Source organism: Proluteimonas luteida (assembly GCF_021191695.1).
Classification (GTDB): Bacteria; Pseudomonadota; Gammaproteobacteria; order Xanthomonadales; family Xanthomonadaceae; genus Luteimonas; species Luteimonas luteida.
In genome coordinates, this window is sequence record NZ_JAIWPT010000002.1 from 240,195 (window position 1) to 262,269 (window position 22,075).

Annotated in this window: 22 protein-coding genes; 7 read left to right on the top strand and 15 right to left on the bottom strand. The window is 72.2% G+C overall.

The features are described from left to right. Positions 1-97 precede the first annotated feature (97 nt). The gene (gene nfi / locus LDO26_RS03085; protein WP_232129603.1) at positions 98-856 is read left to right on the top strand and encodes a deoxyribonuclease V; all 759 of its coding nucleotides are present in this window, start codon (positions 98-100) and stop codon (positions 854-856) included. A 31-nt stretch (positions 857-887) separates the two neighbouring features. Here the strand turns inward: nfi and ubiE are convergent, their stop codons facing one another. Continuing rightward, complete coding sequence (gene ubiE, locus LDO26_RS03090; RefSeq protein WP_232129604.1) at positions 888-1,646, bottom strand: bifunctional demethylmenaquinone methyltransferase/2-methoxy-6-polyprenyl-1,4-benzoquinol methylase UbiE; 759 nt, start codon at positions 1,644-1,646, stop codon at positions 888-890. Positions 1,647-1,774: 128 nt separating this feature from the next. Between ubiE and LDO26_RS03095 the strand changes: the two genes are divergently transcribed. From LDO26_RS03095 to LDO26_RS03105, 3 genes are read left to right on the top strand one after another with little or no spacing between them, the layout of a single operon-like run. Continuing rightward, positions 1,775-2,230 carry a nucleoside deaminase gene (locus LDO26_RS03095; protein WP_232129605.1) on the top strand — a complete coding sequence of 152 codons (456 nt, stop codon included), beginning with the start codon at positions 1,775-1,777 and terminating at the stop codon, positions 2,228-2,230. A gap of 52 nt (positions 2,231-2,282) precedes the next feature. Further along, positions 2,283-2,783 carry a hypothetical protein gene (locus LDO26_RS03100; protein WP_232129606.1) on the top strand — a complete coding sequence of 167 codons (501 nt, stop codon included), beginning with the start codon at positions 2,283-2,285 and terminating at the stop codon, positions 2,781-2,783. Positions 2,784-2,789: 6 nt separating this feature from the next. Beyond that, positions 2,790-4,016, top strand: coding sequence for a hypothetical protein (locus tag LDO26_RS03105; RefSeq protein ID WP_232129607.1), 1,227 nt, complete (start codon positions 2,790-2,792; stop codon positions 4,014-4,016). A 22-nt stretch (positions 4,017-4,038) separates the two neighbouring features. Here LDO26_RS03105 and LDO26_RS03110 read toward each other — a convergent pair whose 3' ends face one another. The 4 genes from LDO26_RS03110 to LDO26_RS03125 form a co-directional block, all read right to left on the bottom strand. Further along, positions 4,039-5,241 carry a DUF1176 domain-containing protein gene (locus tag LDO26_RS03110; RefSeq protein ID WP_232129608.1) on the bottom strand — a complete coding sequence of 401 codons (1,203 nt, stop codon included), beginning with the start codon at positions 5,239-5,241 and terminating at the stop codon, positions 4,039-4,041. An 80-nt stretch (positions 5,242-5,321) separates the two neighbouring features. Continuing rightward, a complete protein-coding gene (locus LDO26_RS03115; RefSeq protein WP_232129609.1) occupies positions 5,322-5,954 on the bottom strand; it encodes an ATPase in 633 nt (210 codons plus the stop codon). A 4-nt stretch (positions 5,955-5,958) separates the two neighbouring features. After that, positions 5,959-6,315, bottom strand: coding sequence for a type II toxin-antitoxin system prevent-host-death family antitoxin (locus tag LDO26_RS03120; protein WP_232129610.1), 357 nt, complete (start codon positions 6,313-6,315; stop codon positions 5,959-5,961). A gap of 90 nt (positions 6,316-6,405) precedes the next feature. Then, a complete protein-coding gene (locus tag LDO26_RS03125; RefSeq protein ID WP_232129611.1) occupies positions 6,406-6,849 on the bottom strand; it encodes a hypothetical protein in 444 nt (147 codons plus the stop codon). Positions 6,850-6,973: 124 nt separating this feature from the next. On the opposite strand from LDO26_RS03125, the gene LDO26_RS03130 reads away from it, so the two are divergent. Next, positions 6,974-8,503 (top strand): DASS family sodium-coupled anion symporter, encoded by a 1,530-nt coding sequence (locus LDO26_RS03130; RefSeq protein WP_232129612.1) that lies wholly within the window; start codon positions 6,974-6,976, stop codon positions 8,501-8,503. Between the two features lie 9 nt (positions 8,504-8,512). On the opposite strand, the gene LDO26_RS03135 is transcribed toward LDO26_RS03130, so the two are convergent. The 9 genes from LDO26_RS03135 to lptM form a co-directional block, all read right to left on the bottom strand. Further along, on the bottom strand, positions 8,513-12,895 hold the full coding sequence (locus LDO26_RS03135) for a DEAD/DEAH box helicase (RefSeq protein WP_232129613.1): 4,383 nt from the start codon (positions 12,893-12,895) through the stop codon (positions 8,513-8,515). A gap of 183 nt (positions 12,896-13,078) precedes the next feature. Further along, complete coding sequence (hslU, locus tag LDO26_RS03140) at positions 13,079-14,458, bottom strand: ATP-dependent protease ATPase subunit HslU (protein WP_232129614.1); 1,380 nt, start codon at positions 14,456-14,458, stop codon at positions 13,079-13,081. Positions 14,459-14,571: 113 nt separating this feature from the next. After that, entirely contained in the window at positions 14,572-15,123 is a 552-nt protein-coding gene (gene hslV, locus LDO26_RS03145; RefSeq protein WP_232129615.1) for an ATP-dependent protease subunit HslV, read from the bottom strand. A 67-nt stretch (positions 15,124-15,190) separates the two neighbouring features. After that, positions 15,191-15,589, bottom strand: coding sequence for a hypothetical protein (locus LDO26_RS03150; RefSeq protein ID WP_232129616.1), 399 nt, complete (start codon positions 15,587-15,589; stop codon positions 15,191-15,193). 112 nt (positions 15,590-15,701) lie between these two features. Then, entirely contained in the window at positions 15,702-16,859 is a 1,158-nt protein-coding gene (locus LDO26_RS03155; protein WP_232129617.1) for a hypothetical protein, read from the bottom strand. A gap of 25 nt (positions 16,860-16,884) precedes the next feature. Then, positions 16,885-17,763 (bottom strand): tyrosine recombinase XerC, encoded by an 879-nt coding sequence (gene xerC, locus LDO26_RS03160; protein ID WP_232129618.1) that lies wholly within the window; start codon positions 17,761-17,763, stop codon positions 16,885-16,887. Positions 17,764-17,803: 40 nt separating this feature from the next. Next, positions 17,804-18,478, bottom strand: coding sequence for a DUF484 family protein (locus LDO26_RS03165; RefSeq protein WP_232129619.1), 675 nt, complete (start codon positions 18,476-18,478; stop codon positions 17,804-17,806). Continuing rightward, positions 18,475-19,353 carry a diaminopimelate epimerase gene (dapF, locus tag LDO26_RS03170; RefSeq protein WP_232129620.1) on the bottom strand — a complete coding sequence of 293 codons (879 nt, stop codon included), beginning with the start codon at positions 19,351-19,353 and terminating at the stop codon, positions 18,475-18,477. Before dapF ends, LDO26_RS03165 begins: the two co-directional genes overlap by 4 nt. A gap of 28 nt (positions 19,354-19,381) precedes the next feature. Then, the gene (lptM, locus tag LDO26_RS03175; RefSeq protein ID WP_232129621.1) at positions 19,382-19,690 is read right to left on the bottom strand and encodes an LPS translocon maturation chaperone LptM; all 309 of its coding nucleotides are present in this window, start codon (positions 19,688-19,690) and stop codon (positions 19,382-19,384) included. Between the two features lie 172 nt (positions 19,691-19,862). Between lptM and LDO26_RS03180 the strand changes: the two genes are divergently transcribed. Further along, positions 19,863-20,960, top strand: coding sequence for a DNA/RNA non-specific endonuclease (locus tag LDO26_RS03180; protein ID WP_232129622.1), 1,098 nt, complete (start codon positions 19,863-19,865; stop codon positions 20,958-20,960). Positions 20,961-20,972: 12 nt separating this feature from the next. After that, positions 20,973-21,407: a hypothetical protein gene (locus LDO26_RS03185; protein ID WP_232129623.1), complete on the top strand. Its 435-nt coding sequence runs from the start codon at positions 20,973-20,975 to the stop codon at positions 21,405-21,407. A gap of 21 nt (positions 21,408-21,428) precedes the next feature. Here the strand turns inward: LDO26_RS03185 and LDO26_RS03190 are convergent, their stop codons facing one another. After that, positions 21,429-21,824: a YbaN family protein gene (locus tag LDO26_RS03190; RefSeq protein ID WP_232129624.1), complete on the bottom strand. Its 396-nt coding sequence runs from the start codon at positions 21,822-21,824 to the stop codon at positions 21,429-21,431. Positions 21,825-22,075: the final 251 nt, after the last annotated feature.

Sequence of the window (22,075 nt, forward strand, 5' to 3'; positions counted from 1 at the left end):
ACAAGTCTAACGCCGCGGACCGGTGCCGGCGCCGGCCCCCCGCGCCGCCGGCGACGCGTGCACACGGCTGCAACGTCCCGCGCCGCAGGCTGCGCGCATGACCGCACCCGCGAACACGTTCGAAGACTGGGACGGCAGCATCGCGCAGGCGCGTGCGCTGCAGACGCGGCTGGCCGCGCAGGTCCGGCTGCAGGACGACCTGCCGCCGCAGGTGCGCCGGCTGGCCGGCTTCGACGTCGGTTTCGAGGACGCGGGCGCGATCACGCGCGCAGCCGTGGTGCTGCTCGACGCCGAAAGCCTGCAGCCGCTGGAGACCCATGTCGCGCGGGTGCCGACCTCGATGCCCTACGTGCCGGGCCTGCTCAGCTTCCGCGAGTTGCCGGCGCTGCTGGCCGCGCTCCGGCAGTTGCGGCAGGCGCCGGACCTCGTATTCGTCGACGGCCAGGGCATCGCCCATCCGCGCCGGCTCGGCATCGCCGCGCACTTCGGCGTGGTCACCGGGCTGCCGAGCATCGGCGTGGCCAAGAAGCGCCTGTGCGGCCGGTTCACGGCGCCCGGTCCCGGGCGCGGGGACTGCAGCCCGCTGACCGACCGTGGCACGCAGATCGGCTGGGCGCTGCGCAGCCGGCCGCGCTGCAATCCGCTGATCGTCTCGCCGGGACACCGGATGTCGCTCGATGGCGCGCTGGACTGGACCCTGCGCTGTCTGCGCGGCTACCGGCTACCGGAGCCCACGCGCCTGGCCGACCGGCTGGCCTCGCGGCGCGACGCGGTGGAGGTCGAAGCCGACGGCAGGGCGGATCCGGAGGCGACGCCGGAGCAGGACCTGTTCGCCGCGCGCCCCGGCGACGCCTGATCCGGCCGCCGGCCGCGCGCCTCCCGGCCTCTCAGGCCTTGAAGCCGTCGTGGATGGCGACGATGCCGCCGCTGAGGTTGCGATAGCGGCAGCGTGCGAAGCCGGCCTCCTCCATCATCGCCTTGAGCTCGTCCTGCGGCGGATGCTTGCGGATCGACTCGGCGAGGTACTGGTAGCTGTCCGCGTCCTGCGCGAACAGCCTGCCGAGCCGCGGCAGCACCTGGAACGAGTGGAAGTCGTAGATCGGCTTGAACCAGTCGGCCTTCACTTCCGAGAACTCCAGCACCCGCGCCTGTCCGCCGACCTTGAGCACGCGCAGCATCTCCCGCAGCGCCGCGTTCTTGTCGGTGACGTTGCGCAGGCCGAAGGCGATCGTCACCAGGTCGAAGCTGGCATCGGGGAACGGCAGCGTCTCGGCGTTGCACTGCACGTACTCGAAACCGCGCACGTTGCCGCGGTCGGTCATGCGGTCGCGGCCGACCCGCAGCATCGAGGCATTGATGTCGCCGAGCACCAGCTCGCCGGATTCGCCGACGCGGCCCTTGAGCAGCGCGGCGATGTCGCCGGTGCCGCCGGCGAGATCCAGCACGCGGTCGCCCTTCTTCACCTGCGCGGTCGCGACGAAGTAGCGCTTCCACACCCGGTGGATGCCCATGCTCATCAGGTCGTTCATCAGGTCGTAGCTGCCTGCGACCGACGAGAACACCTCGCCGACCAGCTTCTGCTTCTCGCCGGTGGGCACGTCGCGGAAGCCGAAATGGGTGGTGCCGGGCTTGTCGGAATCGTTCATGCGTCGATTATCGCACCGCGGGCGTCGTCATGCGGCAGCCGGGGGCCGGCTTGGCCCGGGGTGGGGATCGCGTTTGCTACCCTCGACGCTGCGCCGTTCCCGTCTCCCCGCCTCCATCGCCGAACGCCATGATCGCAACGCCCGACTACCGCGCCATGCTCGACACCGCCATCGCCGAAGCCCGCCAGGGCCTGGCCGAAGGCGGCATCCCGATCGGCGCGGCGCTCTACCACGACGATGGCCGGCTGCTCGGCTGCGGCCACAACCGCCGCGTGCAGGAGAACGATCCGTCCGTGCACGGCGAGACCGACGCGTTCCGCAAGGCGGGCCGCCAGCGCCGCTACCGCGACACGATCATGGTCACCACGCTGGCGCCGTGCTGGTACTGCAGCGGGCTGGTGCGGCAGTTCAACATCGGCACCGTGGTCGTCGGCGAGTCGGTCAATTTCGGCGGCGGCATCGACTGGCTGCGCGAGGCCGGCGTCAACGTCGTCGACCTGCAGGACGAACGCTGCATCGCGATGCTGGGCGACTGGATCGCCGCCAACCCGGCGCTCTGGAACGAGGACATCGGCGAGGACTGACCCGTCTCTCACCATCGCGGGCACACATCCCCCCCACCACGAGGAAGCCCCCATGTCCGAACTCAAGCCCGTCCAGTCCGCGCTCGGCTGGTGCCTGTTCGCACTGGTGCTGGTGTACGTGCCGATCAACCTGATCGGCTTCGCCAGTCCCTTCGTCGGCCATCTGCGCGCGCCCGATGATCCGGACGCGTCGATGGCGCTGCTGCGCACCTGGCAGCCGTTCGCGCCGTGGTTGTCGCTGGCGTTCCTGCTGCCGGGCTGGTGGATCTCGCGCACGCTGGCGACGCCGCTCGCACGCGGGCTGACGCTGCTCGCCAGCATCCTCGTGCCGTGCGCCTACGTGGCGCGCCGGTTCGCGATCGGCACCGGCCTCGCCCCGGAGGCGACACCAGCGCAGCGCACCCAGGCGATGTTCGTGGAAGGCGCAGCCGACCTGTACGTCGCGTTCGCGGGCTTCCTGTTCCTCCTGCTGCTGTGGCGCGCGGTCCGGCGCCTGCGCGCCGCCACGCCCACGGCCCCGGCGACGGTACCGGTTGGCGACGCCGGCGCCTGAATCCCGATGACATCGCAACGCTACACGTCCGGCATCGTCCTCGGCCTGGCGACGGCGGCCGTCATCGCGTGGCTGAGCCTGTGGCCGATCCTCGACAGCGGGCTCGGCTACGGCATCATCGTGGTGATCCTGCTGGCGGCCTGCCTGGCACTGCCGTTGCTGCTGGCCCTGGTCGTGGTGACCATCGTCCATGCACGGCGCCGGCCCGCGCCGCCCGGCCGGGTCCATGCCTGGATGTGGCTGCCCACCGTCGCCGCGCTGATGATCCTGCCGGTCGCGATGCTCGTCGACGACGTCGGGCAACGTGCGCACGACGAGCGCCACCCGTCGATCTTCGAGCAGCACGTCAATCTTTCCGGACAGGCGCTGTGGATCGGCACCGGCGGCACGTCGACGCGGTCGGGCGGCCCGGCGCGTATGCCGATGCCGGCGGAGACGCCGTGGACGCTGTCCGAATTCAACCGTTATCCACCTGTGTCCGGCGTGGACGACGACTGGTTTCCCTACGACGGCGACCGGCTGCGCGACGACGTCCATACCTTCCCGCGGCGGCTCGGCGCGCTCGACGAGGGCGAGAGCATCTACGACCCGCGGCTCGACGACGCGCCGCTGCAGCGGGTCGGCACCGGCCCCGACCTCGCGCCGTTGCGGGCCCGCGCGCGCCACGCGAAGCGCGGCTACGCCTATTTCCACTACCCGGACCGGGTCGAGGTGGCGCCGGTCGTCGCACCGCTGGGACTGCTGGGGGAGGACGAACTGTCGGGCGTGGACACGCCGTTCCTGAAATTCCATGCCGCCAACCTCGGACAGGCGCACGTCGTGCGCATCGAGATCGCCGGCCAGGCCGTGCCGTTGCCGGACGAAACGGTGCCGCCCGCCCATTCCGGCTGCCGCCGCGCCTACTACCCGCTCGGACTGGCCGCCATCGAAGATCCCGCGCGGATCCCGGTCCGTTGGCAGACCGCCGACCGCCCCGGCCACTGGCACACCTCGGAACTGGCGCTGCCTGCACTGCGCGGCGATGCACCGGCCCGCGCCACTCACCGCCTGCCCTCGGCGCTGCTGTACTTCACCGCCGACGGCGGCGTGCGCGCGGAGCGCTTCACCCTGTGGAACCTGCGGGACGACCGGCTCGGCATCCAGACCAGCGGCGTGCCGTCCGGCATGCCGGCACCGCCCTGCGGCGGGGCGACGGCGCAGTTCGACATGTCACGGGTGCAACTGCTGGATTGAGAGGCTGAGCCGGTCCTCGGCCTCACCGCACGACATCGCTCCGCCACAGGCTCGGCCAGTCGCCAGGACTCGCGCCACCGCAGCGGCGCATCGCGGCGTAGCCGGCCAGCTGGAATTCCCGGCCGTCGTAGCGCCACTGCGCCGACTCGCCGCAATCGCCCAGTCCACGCCCCTTGGCGAAATGCGACAGCGTCGCCGTGTCGGCGTCGTAGCCGGCATTGGTCAGCAGGGCGAAATCGCCCGGCACCACGCCGGCCAGCGTCGCCGGCACGGGCGGCACCACGCGGGTCGCGTCTTCGCCGGCGCGGCCGACGCGGAACACCAGGCTCGAGGTCTGGTACGCACCGCCCAGGCAGGCCAGGAAGACCAGCGCATGGTCGGCATCGAGCGCCGCCGCCGTGTCCTGCGTGGCCAGGTCGAACCCGTCGCGCGGGGCGTCGCAGTCGGCGCTGCGCAGCGCCTCCGCCTGCTCCGCGCGCAACTGCTGCGCCAGACGCGTGCCGTCGGCCTCGGCCAGAGTTGGCGGCGCTGCGGCCTCGACCAGGAGCGGCAACGTCGGCGCCGGCGTCGCCGCGGCATCGTCGCGCGTGCCGCGCCGCAGCCACGCGCCGCGGGTGTCCAGCCGCCCCTGCTGTTCGTCGATACGCAGCAGCGCGGCGCTCAGGCCCGACAGCGAAAGCGACACTGCGGCGTCGCCCTCGCCCGCGGACAGGCGTGCACCGTTGCGCACGATGTCAATGAAATCCGCCACCGCTGTCCCGTCGAGCGACAGTTCGCCCTCGCCGTCGCCCTGCCACGGCAACGTCGACAACGCCTTCGCGGGCCGGTCGTCGATGCGCAGGCCGGCGGCGTCCAGTGCTTTCTCGGCAGCGGACAGGCGCAGCTGCTGCGCGCCATCGGCCCCCGCTTCCCGCGACAGCCCCAGCACCAGGCCGAAGCCGCCGTCGTCGGCCACGCCAACCGCTTCGCAGCGCAGGCCGTTGTCGCAGGCGACGGTGAAATCGCGGAACTCCAGGTAGACGGGCATGGCACCGGCGGCGTGCGCTGGTGCGTCGGCAGATCCTGCGGCGCCTGTGTCGCCGTCCATTGCCACGGCGGCCGCGGACGCGGCGGAGCCGGCGGGTTGCGGCACGCCGGCGTTGTCGCCTGGCGCATCCGCAGCGCAGGCGGCCAGCAGCGGCAGGGCAATGGCGGTCAGGATCCAGTGGCAGCGGTCCGGGCGCATCGGTCGTCCTTGCGAGGGAGGCAGGCGTGCATGGTGCGACATGCCGCGCAGCCCTCGGTGAACGCGGGGCGCGGCGCGGCTCAGACGCCGAACGCGGCTTCCAGCAACGGCCTGGCCCAGTCCGGCGTCGCCCGCAGCGCGTCGAGATCGTGCGCATCCGGCCACGACGGCCGGCCCTGGCGCATGTCCAGCAGCAGCACGGGATCGGGAACGGGGTCGCCCGGGGCGACGCTGCGGCTGTTGTCGTAGACCTGCAGTCGCGCCAGTCGCGGCATCAGCGCGACCAGGTTCTCGCGCGACCGCGTCCAGCGCGCGCGGATCGCGGCCTCGGGAATGTCGTGGCCACCGGCCGCGACCCGGGCCCGTACCCGGGCGATGTGCTGCGCGGGCGACGACAGCCCGCAGAACCACACCAGCACGTCGTGGGTCGCGGCAGCGGCGGCGATGCGCGCCGGCACGCTGTTGCCGCCCAGCGTGGTCTCGAAGGCATGGCTGTGGCCGGCTGCCAGCGCGGCATCGAGCCGCTGCATGCCGGCCTGCCAGGCCGCGGCATTGGCTTCGGTGATGCTGCAGCCGGTCCGGGCGACGAGTCCGCGGGCGAAGTCGTCGGGGTTGAACCACGTCAGGCCGGCGCGTTCCAGCAGGTGGCCGCCGACCGAGCTCTTGCCCGCGCCGTTGACGCCGGCCAGCACGTAGAGGACCGGCCGCGGCATCGGCTCAGTGCGAGCCGCCGGCCCTGACCTCGCCGCGCAATGCCGGCGGCGCATCCATCACCGAGCGCAGCCGGTCGCCGGCATCGGCGGCCTGCAGCGCGGACAGGCGCGCGTCGAACCGCGCCCGCAGTTCCTCGAGCGCGGAGCGCTGCGGCGCCGCGGCGGCGTCGAGCGCGCGCAGGATCGCGTCGTAGGCATCGGCCGACAGGATCACCGCCTCGGGGGTGTTGTGGTGGGTGACCACCACCTTGCCGTCGCGCGCGACGGTCCGCATCACCCCGCGCCAGCCGAGCTTCTTGACGTCGGAGGCCGGCGTGCGCGGCAGCGCATCGAGGGCATCGAGTTGCAGGGGCAGGGACATCGGCGGACTCCTGGCGCGGGCGCCTGGTGGAAGCTGAAGGCCAATATACCCATATTTCCCATTCTGGATACAGAATGGGCCGCCAGCGGTTCAGCGACGGGCGAAGCGCAGCACCAGCCACAGGGCCAGCGCCAGCAGGTTCACGCCCAGGACCACGGTCGGACCGCCATCGAACGCGAACCGCCAGCCCTCGGACGGTGCCGACCAGTCGATGCCGGCAGTGACCTGGCGACCGAAGCGCACATGCAGCGGCAACGTCGCTCCGACATGCCAGGCCCAGGAGAAGGCGGGCGTGGCGATCAGCGGGATCTGCAGCGCCTGCACGATCCGCGACAGCCGCTCGGCCTGCGCACCACCTTCGAGCAGCAGCACGCCGGCGACCAGTGCGAACGTCGACAGCAGCACGCCCAGCACCAGCACAAGCAGCGCGGCGCCGTCGGGGACACCGCCCGCCAACCGGTTGAGCCCGCCGACGAGACCGTAGAAACCACCGGCGATCTGCAGGATCGCGACAATACGCAGCAACAGGGACATGGCGGGCTCGGTGCGGAGGGCCGGCGATTCTGGCAATCCCGGGCCGATGCCTCAAGCCGGCCGGCACGGCTCGGCATGCTCGACGCGATGGCGTAACGTTGCCGGGGCAGAACGGAAGCAGCCCATGCCGACGACACCCATGTCCCCCGCCGCCGCCCCACCCGCCCCCGCACCCACGGCGGCGCCCCCGCCCCGCCCGCGCCCGACCTGGGGCCTGTGGATCGGCATCGCGGCGATGCTGGCGGTACTGGCACTGCCGCTCGGCGACGGCCTGCCGGTCGCCGGCCAGCGGATGCTGGCGATCCTCGCGTTCGCGGTGGTGGTGTGGATCAGCGAGGCGGTGTCCTACGAGGCCAGCGCGATCATCATCACCTCGCTGATGGCGGTGCTGGTCGGCAGCGCGCCGATGGTCGACGACCCGTCGCAGACCTATGGGTCGTCGGCGGCGATCACGATGGCGCTGCAGGGCTTCGCCAACCCGGCGCTGGCGCTGGTCGCCGGCGCGCTGTTCCTGGCCGCGGCGATGACCCTGACCGGGCTGGACCGGCGCATCGCCCTGCACACGCTCGCGCTGGTCGGCACCAGCACCCGGCGGATCATGGCCGGCGCGCTGGCGATCACCTTCGTGCTGAGCCTGCTGGTGCCCAGCGCCACCGCGCGCAGCGCCTGCGTGGTGCCGATCATGCTCGGCGTGATCGCCGCGTTCGGCATCGACCGCCGCTCCAACCTCGCCGCGGCGATCATGATCGTTGTCGCCCAGGGCACCAGCATCTGGAACGTCGGCATCCAGACCGCGGCGGCGCAGAACCTGCTGGCGACCGGCTTCATGGACCAGTTGCTGGGCGAGCGCGTGAGCTGGCTGCAATGGCTGGTCGCCGGCGCGCCGTGGTCGCTGGCGATGTCGGTGGTGCTGCTGGTGGTGGTGCGCTGGCTGCTGCCGCCCGAGACCGAGCAGGTCGCCGGCGGGCGCGAGGCGGTGCGCCACGAACTGCAGCAGCTCGGGCCGATGACCGGCGCGCAGAAGCGCCTGCTCGGCGTGGTGCTGGGCCTGCTGCTGGCCTGGTCGACCGAAGGCGTGCTGCACCCGTTCGACACCACCACGACCACCTACGCCGGCCTGGTGCTGCTGCTGTTGCCGCGGGTCGGGGTGATGGTGTGGAAGGACGTGCAGTCGCGCATCCCGTGGGGCACGGTGATCGTGTTCGGCGTCGGCATCGGCATGGGCGGTGCGCTGCTGGCGACCCAGGCCGGGCAGTGGCTCGCCCACCAGGTGGTCACGCACACGCCGCTGGCCGACTACGGGCCGCTGGGCATCGTCGCCCTGCTGGGCGGCTTCCTGATCCTGGTCCATCTCGGCTTCGCCAGCGCCACCGCGCTGACCTCGGCGTTGCTGCCGATCCTGATCTCGGTGCTGACCGCGCTGCCCGGACCGGTCAACGCGCTGGGCCTGACGATGGTGCTGACCTTCCTGGTCAGCTTCGGCTTCATCCTGCCGATCAACGCGCCGCAGAACATGGTCTGCCTGGGCACCGGCACCTTCGACGCGCGCCAGTTCGCCAGGGTCGGCATCGTGCTGACCCTGATCGGCTACGCGATGATCCTGCTGTTCACCGTGACCTGGTGGCGCTGGCTGGGCTGGACCTCAGCGGCCTGATGGGGGTGGTCAGGCCCGCGTCCGCCGCAGCGGGCTGCCGGCCAGCGCCGCCTGCACCGCCTGCCGGTCGTCGGCGTCCGGGTCGACCAGCCAGTCGATGCGGGTGCCGCTGGTGCCGGCCAGCGGCACGCCATCGCGGTAGACCACGCGGTTGCCCGGCAGCCGCGGCACCCGGGTGCCGGGCAGTACCGTGCCCACCAGGTTCGCCGGGTCCGCCGCGCCGATCACCACCAGCTCCCCGTCATGCGGCTGGCGCCGGACCCGGCGCAGCGCGGCGACCGCCTCCGGCAATGCGAACTGCTCGCCCGAGAGGCCGGCGATGAAACGCCCGCCGCGGATCTCGCCGCGCGCCTCCAGCCGCCGGTAGACCCGGACCAGCTCGCGCCAGGGCGGCAGCCACGCCGCCTCGCGTTCGAGCAGGCGCCAGCACACCACGCCATAGCGGCGCAGCAGCACCTGGGCGACATGCGCCAGCGCCTCGTCCCGCGCCGCGGCATCGGCCTGGGCCGGTACCCGCGGCAAGGCCCAGCGCCCGGCGTCCTGCACGCCGGGCAGCACCAGCCGCCCGCGGCGGCGTCCACGGGCCGCGCCACGGCGCGATGCCGGTACCAGCAACGCGCGCAGCCCGCCGAAGCTGTCGCAGTGGACCCGCCCACGCGCGACCAGGTCGGCCAGCACGTCCTCCAGCTCGGTCCGCAGCAGGCGGGCACCGTCGGCGATCTCGTCGAAGAACGACGCGCCCTGCGCGGCCAGCAGGTCGACGACCCGGGCGGCCCGTGCATCGGCGACGTCCTGCAGCGCCGGCGCCGGCGCCAGCCGCGTCCAGTGCACGGCTTCGCGCCGCGGCAGCAGCAGGATCGGCGTCGCACGCAGCGCGCCGCCGCGACCGGTGCCCTCGCGCGCGTCCGGCCGCAATCGTGTCCACAGCACCCGGCCGCCGATGCACAGATCGTCGAGCCAGTCGGGCACGTAGTCGCCCACGCGCGCGGCCAGCAGCTCCGGCTCCCATGCGGCCGCCGGCGCCTCGAATCCCTCCAGCTGCGCCAGCACCTCGGGCAGCGCGCCGGCACCGCGCATGCGGCCGGCGGCGGTCAGGTGCTGCCACTCGAACAGGAAGCGCAGGTAGTCGCGCGCGGCGACCGGTTCGATCTCCTCGCGCAGGTGCCGCAGCGTGCGCCGGTGGATGCGCGCGAGCAGGTGGCGTTCGCACCACTCCTCGTCGGCGGCATCGGGCGTGAAGCGCCCCGACATCAGGTCGCCTTCGGCCTGCAGCGTGCGCAGCGTGGCCTCGACCTCGTCCGGCGCCAGCCAGAGCGGCGCGGCCAGCGCGGCAACCGGGGTCGGCCCGAGCGCGCCGAGCCGCGCGCGCAGCAGGGCCTGCAGCGCCTGCGCGCGCGACCATGCCTGGGATGCGAACTCCGGCGGCACCCGCAGCGGCGGATCGGGCCGCGCCTGCGGATACAGTGCCTGCAGTTGCGGCAGGGTCTCGACGCTGCTCCACAGCACCCGTGGCATGCCGGCACCGGACGCATCCGCGAGCACCAGCCGCGTCGCCCGGCCGTCGTCCGCCAGCGCCTGCAACCCGTCCTGCCAGCCGGGTCCGGCCTCGGCTTCGGACACGGTCACCACGCCCAGCGTGACCAGCGCCTCGTACATCTCGTCGATGCCACGCGGCTGCGGCCAGGCCTGCGCGCGCACCTGCGCGATCGCCTCCGGATCCAGTCGTCCAAGTCCGCCCGCGTCCAGCGGATCGGCAGGGTGCCGGGCCTGCACCGCCTGGGTCCGCCGCTCCGCCAGCGGGGCATCGTCGAGGAAGGCGTAGGGACGGGCATTGAGCGCCTCGGCCGCCAGCGGCGACGGCGCCAGCAGGTCGCAGGTGCGCAGGACGATGTCGCCGGCCTCGATGCCGCGCAGCACCCGCAGCCAGCCGTCGGCGTCCATGGCCTCGTGCAGGCAGTCGTGCAGCGTCTGCGCGACCAGCGGATGGTCCGGCGCCTCGCGTTCGCCGCCCCGTTGTCCCGGCTCGGCGATCGCCTCCGGGAACACCGCCGCCAGCAGATCGTCGGCGCGCATCCGCTGCAGTTGCGGCGGCACCTTGCGGCCGCCGGCATAGCGCGGCAGCGCCAGCGCGGTGGTCGCGTTCCAGCGCCAGCGCACGCCCAGCAGCGGTGAATCGAGCAGGGCCTGCAGCAGCAGGTGCGGCGCAGACTGCGACGACAGGCAGCCGGCCACGTCGGCCAGTGCGAGCGTGTGCCCCTCGGGCAGCGACAGCACGATCGCGTCCTCGCCGGCCGCGGCCTGCAGTTCGGCGCCGAGCATGCGCCCCAGACGGGCGCGCAGCGCCAGGCCCCAGGCGCGGTTGATGCGGCTGCCGAACGGTGCATGCAGCACCAGCTGGGTGCCGCCGGTGCCGTCGAGAAAGCGCTCGAGCACGACCTGCCGCTGGCTGGGCACCGCGCCGAGCACGGCCGCGGCCCGTGCCAGGTAGTCGACCAGCTGGCGTGCCGCCTCCGGGTCCAGGCCGACCTCCGCGCACAGCCAGTCGATCGCGGCCGCGGTGTCCGGCGCTGCCGGCGCATCCACCGCGGCACCGGCGCCCAGGCGGGCGGCGACCGCCTCGCGCAGCCGCGAGACGCCCAGCGAGAGGGCGTCGCTGCGGCCGGGCGCCTCGCCCATCCAGAACGGGATGTTCGGCGGCGCGCCGCGCGCATCCTCGACCCGCATCCGCCCCGACTCCACGCGCAGGATCCGGTAGCTGGCGTTGCCGAGCTGGAACACGTCGCCGGTCAGGCTCTCGACCGCGAAATCCTCGTTGACGGTGCCGATCGGCAAGGCCTCCGGCTCCAGGATCACGGCATAGTCGGCGGTCTCGGGAATCGTGCCGCCGGAGGTCAGCGCGGTCAGGCGCGCGCCGCGGCGTTCGCGCAGGCGCCGGTGCACCGCGTCGCGATGGATGTAGCTGGCGCGTTGCCCGCGGCGGGTGCTGAATCCCTCCGACAGCATCCGCACCACCGCGTCGAAGTCCTCGCGCGCCAGCCGCGCGTACGGCCAGGCGCCGCGCACCAGCGCGAACAGCGCGTCCTCGTCCCATTCGCGGCATGCGGTCTCGGCGACCAGCTGCTGGGCCAGCACGTCCAGCGGCGCCACCGGCACGCGCAGCAGGTCCAGCTCGCCGCGGCGCACGCAGTCCAGCAGCGCCGCGCACTCGACCAGGTCGTCGCGGCTCTGCGGAAACAGCCGCGCCCTGGGCACGCCGCCGACGGCGTGGCCGGAGCGTCCGGCACGCTGCAGGAAACTGCCGATCGAGCGCGGCGAGCCGAGCTGGCAGACCAGGTCGACCTCGCCGATGTCCAGGCCCAGTTCCAGCGATGCGGTCGCCACCAGCACCTGCAGTTCGCCGCGCTTGAGCCGCTGTTCGGCTTCCAGCCGCGCCTCCCGCGACAGGCTGCCGTGGTGGGCGGCGACCGCGGTCCTGCCGAGCAGCTCGCCGAGGTGGCGCGCGGTGCGCTCGGCCATGCGCCGGGTGTTGGTGAACACCAGCGTGGTCCGGTGCGCGCGTACCAGTTCGGCCAGGCGGGTGAAGATCTGCTGCCACTGGTCGGTGCTGATCGCCGGGCCCAGCGGCGTGGGCGGCAGTTCCAGCGCCAGGTCGCGGCGACCGGCGTGGCCGGTGTCGACGATCGTGCAGTCGGCCGCTGCCGGGTCATCGCCACCCTCGCCCGTGCGCGCGGCGCCGGCCAGGAAGCGGGCGACCTCGGCGATCGGCTTCTGCGTCGCCGACAGGCCGATGCGCACCGGACGCGACGGCGTCAGCGCCTGCAGCCGTTCCAGCGACAACGCCAGGTGGCTGCCACGCTTGTTGCCGGCAACGGCATGGATCTCGTCGACGATCACCGTGCGCACCGTCGACAGCATGCGCCGCCCGCCCTGCGAGCCCAGCAGCACGTACAGCGATTCGGGCGTGGTGACCAGGATGTGCGGCGGCCGCCGCAGCATGCGCTGGCGCTCGCCGGCCGCGGTGTCGCCGGTGCGCACCGCGGTGCGGATCGCCACGTCCGCCAGCCCCTGCGCCTGCAGCGCGGCCCGGATGCCGGCCAGCGGCAGCTCCAGGTTCAGTGCGATGTCGTTGGACAGCGCCTTCAGCGGCGAGACGTAGAGCACCGCGGTCTCGTCCGGCAGGCCGCCGTCGGCCAGCCCGCGGCGGACGAGATCGTCGATCGCGGCGAGGAAGGCGGTCAGCGTCTTGCCCGAGCCGGTCGGGGCCGCGACCAGCGTGTCGCGGCCCGCGGCGATCGCCGGCCACGCCGCCCGCTGCGCCGGCGTGGGCGCAGCGAACCGGCCGCCGAACCAGGCGGCGACCGCGGGATGGAACTGCTGCAGGGGCATGGGCATGGCGGGCCGAACCCGCGGCGATCGGAAAGGGGAAGTCATGCGCCACGTCGCCGTGGCGCATCCCGGTGACGGCATCCCTGCGGCACGGCACCCGCGGACCGCAGGCGCGGGCCACGGGACCGGCGTTGCCCGAAGCCCGTTCGCGACGCCAGCGCGACGCGTGCCGGGACCGCGGATCGGTCCTCAGAGAATGTAGCGGCTCAGGTCCTGGTCCTCGACCAGCTCGCCCAGGTGCGCATCGACATAGGCGCGGTCGATGGTGACGTTGCCGCCCTTGTCCGGCGCCTCGAAGCTCAGCGTGTCGAGCAGCCGCTCGAGCACCGTATGCAGGCGCCGCGCGCCGATGTTCTCCTGCCGCTCGTTGACGTGCGCGGCAATCTCGGCGAGCCGCTCGACGGCATCGTCGGTGAACGTCAGTTCGACGCCCTCGGTGTCGAGCAGCGCGACGTACTGCCGGGTCAGCGCGGCCTTCGGCTCGGTGAGGATGCGCACGAAATCGTCCTTGGTCAGCGCGGCCAGCTCGACCCGGATCGGGAAGCGGCCCTGCAGTTCCGGCACCAGGTCGCTGGGCCTGGCCATGTGGAACGCGCCGGAGGCGATGAACAGGATGTGGTCGGTCTTGACCGAACCGTACTTGGTGCTGACGGTGCTGCCCTCGACCAGCGGCAGCAGGTCGCGCTGCACGCCCTCGCGGCTGACGTCGCCGCCGCCGACGTTCTCTCCGCGCTTGGCGACCTTGTCGATCTCGTCGATGAACACGATGCCGTGCTGCTCGCAGGCCTCGATCGCGGCCTCGCGCACCTCGTCCTCGTTGACCAGCTTGCCGGCCTCCTCCTCGACCAGCTGCGGACGCGCCGCCTTGATCGTGAGCTTGCGCTTGTGGGTCTTGCCGCCGCCGAGGTTGGCGAACATCTGCCGCAGCTGCTGGCCCATCTCCTCCATGCCCGGCGGGGTCATGATGTCGACGCCCTGGCTGGCCGAGAGTTCCAGCTCGATCTCGCGCGCGTCGAGCTCGCCCGCGCGCAGCTGCCGGCGCAGCTTGCGCCGCGTCTCCGACTCCTGGCTGGAGGGCTCGGCGCCGATGTCGACCGTCGCCTGCGCGTTGAAGCCGAACGCCGGCTGCGCCGACTCGCGCCGCGGCAGCAGCGCATCGAGGATCCGGTCCTCGGCACGCTCCTCGGCCTGGGTGCGCACCCGCGTCTTGGCCTGTTCGCGGTACAGCTTGACCGCAGTGTCGGCGAGGTCGCGGATGATCTGCTCGACGTCCTTGCCGACGTAGCCGACCTCGGTGAAGCGCGTCGCCTCGACCTTGACGAACGGCGCGTTGGCCAGCGTCGCCAGCCGGCGCGCGATCTCGGTCTTGCCGACGCCGGTCGGGCCGATCATCAGGATGTTCTTGGGCATGACCTCGTTGCGCAGCTCGTCGGGCAGCTGCGCGCGGCGCCAGCGGTTGCGCAGCGCGATCGCGACCGCGCGCTTGGCCGCGTTCTGGCCGACGATGTGGCGGTCGAGCTCCTGCACGATCTCGCGCGGGGTCATGGTGGAAGAGCTGTTATTCGTCATGAGTGATTCGTGATTCGTAGAAACGGGAGGGAATGCGACCGGCGGCGGAGGTGACTCGCTGTTTCGAATCACCAAGCGAGGTGTTCAACGGACGAATGTCCGGTCGTCGCCAATCACAGCTCTTCGACCACCACGTTGCGATTGGTATAGATGCAGATGTCGCCGGCGATGTTCAGCGCCTCGGTGGCGATGGCGCGGGCGTCGAGGTCGGTATGCGCCACGAGCGCGCGCGCGGCAGACAGCGCGTAGGAACCGCCGGAACCGATCGCGACGATGCCGTCGTCGGGCTCGATGACGTCGCCGGTGCCGCTGATGATCAGCGAGGTCTCGGCGTCGGCGACGGTCAGCAGCGCCTCGAGCTTGCCGAAGCGGCGCTCGGTGCGCCAGTCGCGCGCCATCTCGACCGCGGCGCGGGCCAGCTGGCCATGTTTCTCCAGCTTCGATTCGAACAGCTCGAACAGGGTGAAGGCATCGGCCGCTGCGCCGGCGAACCCGGCGAGCACATGGCCGTCCTTGCCCAGGCGGCGCACCTTGCGGGCGTTGCCCTTCATCACCGTATGGCCCAGCGTGACCTGGCCGTCGCCGGCGATCGCGACGCGCCCGTTGCGGCGCACCGACAGGATCGTCGTGGCGTGGAAGACATTGGGATTCTGGCTGGGGTCCATGCGGCCTCCGTGAGTCGAACCCACTGGATGGGGACAGCCGCGGAGGGATCAAGGCATCGCGCGGCCTTCAGCCGGGACGATCGACCGCCACGCCGTGCAGGCGGCGGTCGAACAGACGTCCGGCGCGCACACCCGACACCGTGCCGATGCCCGACACCACGATCGCCAGCGCATTCGCCGCCGCGGCATCGGCCAGGCCGAACTGGCCATCGCCCAGTTTCTGCACCACCAGCACGCTCGATACCCAGCCCACCACCCACAGCACCAACGCCGCGCGCAGGAACGGCTGGCGCGCGGCGAACGCACCCGCGGCCGAGGCCAACAGTGCGATCACCCCCGCCAGCAACGCAGCCGAGAGCGGCGCCACGCCCGAGGCTGCCGCCGGCAGCAGCGACGCGGCCAGCAGGCCGAGCAGCATCTGCAGGGCGACCGAGACGGCCAGGCCGATGACAATGCGCAGGTTCACGTGAGTCCCCAGGAATGCGACGCGACGGGCGGCGACACCCTACGCGGTTTCGGGCGGAAATCCAGTGACAAGGGCAGCCGCGGCGCCCGATGGGCGTGCTGCGCAACGATCTTCAACCCGTCTCCGGCGACAGGCAGGCCGCGGCCATGGACGCAGGCACCCGTATATGTCCCAGCACCTGACGTCCGTCCAGATGCTCGCGCTCGACCCGGTAGCGGCCCGGTGCAAGCCACAACAGCGTACGATCGTCACCTGCCGGGACCAGTGCCTGGTCGCGCGCGATCGCCAAAGGCGCGTCCGCCGCGCCAAACGCGCGCAGCAGCGTGTCCACCGGCACCGGCGGCACGCAGATCGGGGTCTGCATGCCCAGCACCGCCTTCGCTTCGTGCACCGCGCCGGGCGGATGCAAAACCATCAGGTCCGCATCGCCCATCCCCTTCACCGGCCCAGCACCGCGGAAGGCGATCTGCGCGGACACCGAATCGACTGGCCATGCCGCGGCCGCATCCGGGCACGCGGTAGCCGCCTGCTGGATCGTCAGAGGATCGAGGCCAGTCTCGGCGATGAAATGCGCCGCCATCCAGCCATCGTCGGCCACCTTGGAAATGTGCGAGCCGCCGGCATAGACCAGTAGCCTGCGTCCAGGATTGCGCGCAACCCACGCGGCCAGATTGCGGGCCTGCCCGGACTCGCGCGCCGCGCGTTCTCCTTCGCCCGTTGCCTCGTAATGGACGAAGGTCCATCCCAGCGCCTGCGCGCGGCGCAATGCCGCTGCCAGTACGGGGTCATGGGCATAGAAGCCGGTATCCACGTCGACGATGCCCGTCTTCAGCTGCGCCGGTGCGTTCCGGTTCAGGGTTTCTGCGGCAAGCGCATCGAAACCCAGTGCATGTAGACGTTCGATCACCTGCAGCAGGAACGCCCGGTGCACCGTGCGGAAGTGGGTTTCGTTGAGCATCACCACCTGGCGATCGATCGACTGCGCGGCGATGACGTCGAGTGCATCGCCATAGTCGACGTTCTCGGGAAACACGCTGCGCCCGAACAAGGTACAAGCCGGCGCCTCGTCACCGACGAACACGCCGACCTGCGCGGCGATCTGCTCCTGCCCCGACAACTGCCGAAGCGCGCGCATGGCCGCGAAAGGCCGGTTCTCCTGCAGCCGCTTGAACCACTCGGCAGGCGGCTCGCCAGCCGCGGCATGCGCGCAGGCCAATACGAGCACGAGGCAGGCGATCCATCGCAGCCAGGACAGTGTATGGATCGGCATGCGGGCCTCCTCCGTGCGCGTGCGCTCAGCCCTTTCGCCGCCGCGCACGCGGATGCGCCGCGTCGTAGACCTTGGCCAGGTGCTGGAAATCCAGGTGCGTGTAGATCTGCGTGGTCGCGATGTCGGCATGGCCTAGCAGTTCCTGCACGCCGCGCAGGTCGCCGGAGGACTCCAGCACATGGCTGGCGAAGGAATGCCGCAGCAGGTGCGGGTGCACGCGCTTGAACAGGCCCTGGCGCTGGGCCAGCAGGCGCAGCCGCAGTTGCACCGCGCGCGCGGTGATCGGCTTGCCGCCGCGCCCGGGAAACACCGGTGCCTCGCGCGTCCCGCCCGATTCCGCGCGCCAGGCCTCGAGCGCGGCGCGCGCGTGCGAGCCGACCGGCACGATGCGCTGCTTGCCACCCTTGCCCAGCACGGTCACCAGGCCGCCGGCCAGGTCGAGGTCGTGCCAGCGCAGCGCGCACAGCTCCGACAGGCGCAGGCCGGACGAGTAGAACAGCTCCAGCAGCGCGCGGTCGCGCAGGCCCAGCGGCGCGTCGGTGGGCACTTCGACCAGTTGCGTCGCCTCGTCGACGTCGAGCACCTGCGGCAGCTTGCGCGGCGCCTTGGGGCCGCGCACGCCGGCCGCGGGATTGGCGGCGATGTCGCCGTGCTTCAGCAGCCACTGGTAGAAGCTGCGGCAGGCCGAGAGGCGGCGCTGCAGGCTCTTGGGCGACAGGCCGCGGCGGTGCTCGGCGGCGATGAAGGCGCGGATGTCGGCGGCCTGCAATGCCGCCAGGTCACCCGGCGCGTGCCTGTCGGCCCAGTCGCGCAGCCCGCCGAGGTCGCGCCGGTAGGCATCGAGCGTGTGCGCCGACATGCGGCGCTCGACCTGCAGGTGCTCGAGGAAGGCGTCGATGCTCATGCGCGCAGCATAGGCCACGCAACGCCGCGCAGCCGTCGATTCAAACGGCGAAACGCCGCATCGCGGCCGCGAAGGCCTCGCCCATCATGCGCAGGAACAGCGTGCCCATGCCGGGATAGAAACGGTTCGGGTCGCGGCTGCCGACGGCGATCAGGCCGATGCCTTCCAGCGGCAGCAGCGCGCTGGACTGCACCTCGTCGACGCGCGCGCCGTACAGCAGCGACTGCTTGTCCGGATGCAGGCGGCCGCACAGCGGCTCCTCGTCCTTCAGGCAGTCGGCAAAGGGCTGCAGCAGGCGGTCGCCGCGGTCGACGACCTGCAGCCAGTCCTCGTCCTCCAGCCCGGCGACCGGCGCGAACAGCACCACGCGCACCAGATCGCCGTTGAAATCCTCGGCCAGCGTCGCGGCCAGTGCGCGCACCGTCGATGCGGCGTCGGGCTGGCGCATCAGCGCCAGGGTGAGCTGGTGGGTACGCACCGCCAGCCGCTCGTTCTCCTGCGAGATCGCGAACAGGTCGCGCAGGCGCTTGGACAGCTCGCGGTTCTTGTCGCGCAGCACCTCGAGCTGGTAGCTCGCCAGCGACGCGGCCGGGCCGTCGTCGCGCGGCACCACCAGGGTCAGCGCCAGGTCCGGGAACTGCTGCAGGAATTTCGGCTGCCGGCGCAGCCAGGCGGCGACTTCGTGCGCGCCGAGTGTGTCGATGGTGTTGCTCATGCGTGCCATTCCCCCTCGAATACGAATGCGGCCGGGCCGGCCATCGTCAATGTCGCGGTGTCGTCCGGCCAGGCGATGCGCAGCGCGCCGCCGGGCAACGATACGGTGACCTCGCGGTCGACGCGACCGCGCCGCACCAGCGCCGCGACCGCCGCGCAGGCGCCGCTGCCGCAGGCGCGGGTCTCGCCGACCCCGCGCTCGAACACGCGCAGGCGGACGTGCCCGCGATCCACGACCTCGGCGAATCCGACGTTGACCGATTCGGGGAACCGCGGCGAACGCTGCAGCAGCGGTCCCAGCGTCGCCACCGGCGCGGCGTCGGCATCGGCCACTTCCAGCACCGCGTGCGGATTGCCCATCGACACGGCGCCGAAGCGCAGTGGCCCGGCGTCGCCCGACTGCAGCTCGCCGGCACCCAGTTCGTACAGCGCCTGCGCGCGGTCGAAGCCGCGCAGCGGCACGGCGGCCGGATCGAACCGCGGCACGCCCATCGCGACCCGGTAGTTGCCGGCATCGAGCACGTCGACGCCATGGTCCCCGGCCGGACTGTCGAGCGTGAAGCGCACGCCCGCTGCGGCACCGTCGCGGACCAGCCACGCGGCGACGCAACGCGCACCGTTGCCGCACTGGCCGGCCGCGGAGCCGTCGGCGTTCCAGATGCGGTAGCTGGCGACCGCGCCTGCGGAGCGTGGCGCCTCGATGGTCAGGATCTGGTCGCAGCCGACGCCGGTGTGGCGGTCCGCCAGCGCGCGGCACAACGCGGGCGAGGGCGGCGCAGCGCCGCCACGCAGGTCGAGCACGATGAAATCGTTGCCGGCGCCGTGCATCTTGCTGAACCGCAGGCCGGGCGCGGCATGGGACGGGGTCACGGACATGCGGGCGGCGCGGTTGCGGCGCCGCGCGTCACGGCGTCGGCGTGCCGGCAGGGACGTCGAGGATCACCGGCACCGGCGGCGGATCGGTCGCGCCCTCGTCGATGTCGTCGCCCCAGTCGTCGGCATCGGTGGCATCGACGTCGCCGTCCTCGGCATCGTCCCACTCCACGTCGTCGACCGCGTCGCGCTCCTGCTGGGTCGGCACCGAGGACTTGATCAGATAGCGTCCGGCGTCCTCCGGCGGCACCTGCGCGGGCATCAGGAGATCGGCCTTGTTGCCGCAGGCGGACAGCAGCAGCGCGGACAGGCAGATGGCGATCGGAAGGCGGATGGTCATCGCCGAAGTCTAGCCGCTCGCCGGAGCGAAGCGAAGCCGCGCGCGGCTGAACGCGATGCGCGAGCGGCCGCACGCTCCCCGCGACCAAGGGTCAGCCCCAGATTGTCCGCGTGCTGCGCTGCAGCCAGACTCGTCACGGTCACCGCTCCGACGCGCACGGGAACCGGCACACATGGGCATTCTGGATGGACTGGGCGATGCGGCCTCGCAGGTCGGCGGCTTCTTCAAGGGCGCCGGCGAGACGCTGTGGGAAACCGGCGAAGGCGTCGTCCAGCTGGGCGCGGGCGCGCTGAAGACCGGCTACGACCTCAGCCCCGCGGGCTGGGCCGTCGATGGCGTCACCGGGCTCTACGAACACGTCAGCGGCAACACGCTCGACGCGCCGGACTGGCTGCCGTCGGCCGAGCGCGGCGGCCAGCGCATGGAAGTGGCGGCCGATGTGGTCAGCACGCTCGCGCGCAATCCCGGCCTGCTGGTCGATGCGGTCGTCGACCCCATCGTCGACGACTGGAACGCCGGCAACTACGGCGAGGCGATCGGCCGCGGCACGACCGAGGTGCTGCTCGCGGTCGTCGGCACCAAGGGCGCAGACAAGGCGGCCAAGGGCGCGAAGGTCGCCGACGCCGCGGACGATGCCGCCGACGCGGCGCGGGTCGCCGAACACGCCGAGGGCCTCGGCGATGCCGGCCGCACCGCCGCGCGCGGCGCCGACGATGTCGACCTGTCCGACATCATCGCCCGCGCCGAGACCGGCCGCACCGTCGGCGGCCGCCCGCTGCTGTCGTTCGAGTCGATGGACGACTTCAACATCGCCGCCAACACCGCGCGCCCGGATACCGTCTACGAGTTCGGCAACTACCGCTGGACCACCGACGACCAGGCGCGGGTGATCCGCGCCGAGGGCCGCGTCGACCTGGAACCGGTCGGCCGCAACGATCCCAAGCTGCAGCGCGACATCGGCAACGAAGGCCGCGATACCGACGTCGGTTTCCACGTCATCGCCGACCGTCTCGGCGGCCCGACCAACCGGCTGAACGTGGTGCCGGGCAACGGCAAGCCGATCGGCGACGGCCTGCCGAACCTCAACAACGGCGAGTACAAGCGCTTCGAGAACGAACTCGCGCGCCTGGCCGAGGCCGGGCACGAAGTGGATATGCGGGTGATGCCCGAATACAATCCGGGCAATACCAGCAACCGCCCGGATGCCTTCGTGGCCGAGTACCGCGTGGATGGCGGCGACTGGATCGACCAGACCTTCCTCAACAAGTGATGCCCGCCGCGAATGGATGACCTGAACGCCGCCTACGCGGACACCGTGCGTGCGGTGGCCGCCAGCGTCACCGACGTCAACGACGGCGAATGGGGCGACCGCGACTGGCTGCGGCTGGTCGTGGATTTCGAATCGCTGGCCCAGGACGAGGCCGCGCCGCGCACCAGCAGCATCTCCTTCGCCATCGCGCGCACGCCCGGCGGGCCGCTGGAGAAGGTCGGCTTCCGCCTCTCGCGCGCAGCCAAGGACGGTTTCGTCCGCATCGGCCGGATCATGCACGGGCAGAAGGGCCAGTACTGGAGCACCGCCACGCTGACCGTCGAACGCGACGGCAGCTACGACTTCCAGTTCGCCTACACCCCACCCTACCGGCTCGGCGGCAACCTCAACGACACCCGCTACCGCGACTACCTCGAGCGCTACAAGGCCGAGACCGGGCAGCACTGACGCGCGACGCGCCGCTGCGCGCTACGCGGCCGGCGGTTCGGGCCGCAGCCACAGCCAGGTCGCGACCGCGGCCATGCAGGCGATCGGCAACGCGGTCATCCACCAGCGGTGCGCGGGAATCCACAGCATCAGCGCCAGCAGGATCGCCGCGCACACCGTCATCGTCCCGGTCGCCCACCACTTGCCGCGGCGGCTGACCGCCCCGTGCGCCTGCCAGTCGCGGATCGACGGGCCGAAGCGTGGATGGGCCAGCAGCCAGCGGTGCAGCCGATCGGAACCGCGCGCCGCCGCCCAGGCCGCGATCAGCACGAACACCGTCGTCGGCATGCCCGGCACGAACACGCCGACGATGCCGAGGCCGAGGCTGGCGTAGGCCAGCAGCCACCAGGCCCAGCGGAAGCGTGTGCGACGTTGCATGGCCGCAATTCTAGGGCCTGCCCCCCATTGCGGGATGACCCGTGTCCCTCCCGCTCGCGCGCGGATCCGCTGAAGGGCGGATGGGGCATGCCAAACACAGCCCCCCCTCATCCGGCGCTTCGCGCCACCTTCTCCCGCAAGCGGGAGAAGGAAATTGCCTTGGTCAGGGACTTGCGATAGAGAGACAGGGCAAAGCCGGGGTCTGCTTGCCGGAATCACCGGCCACGCGCGACCGGCGCCCCGAGCCCCGG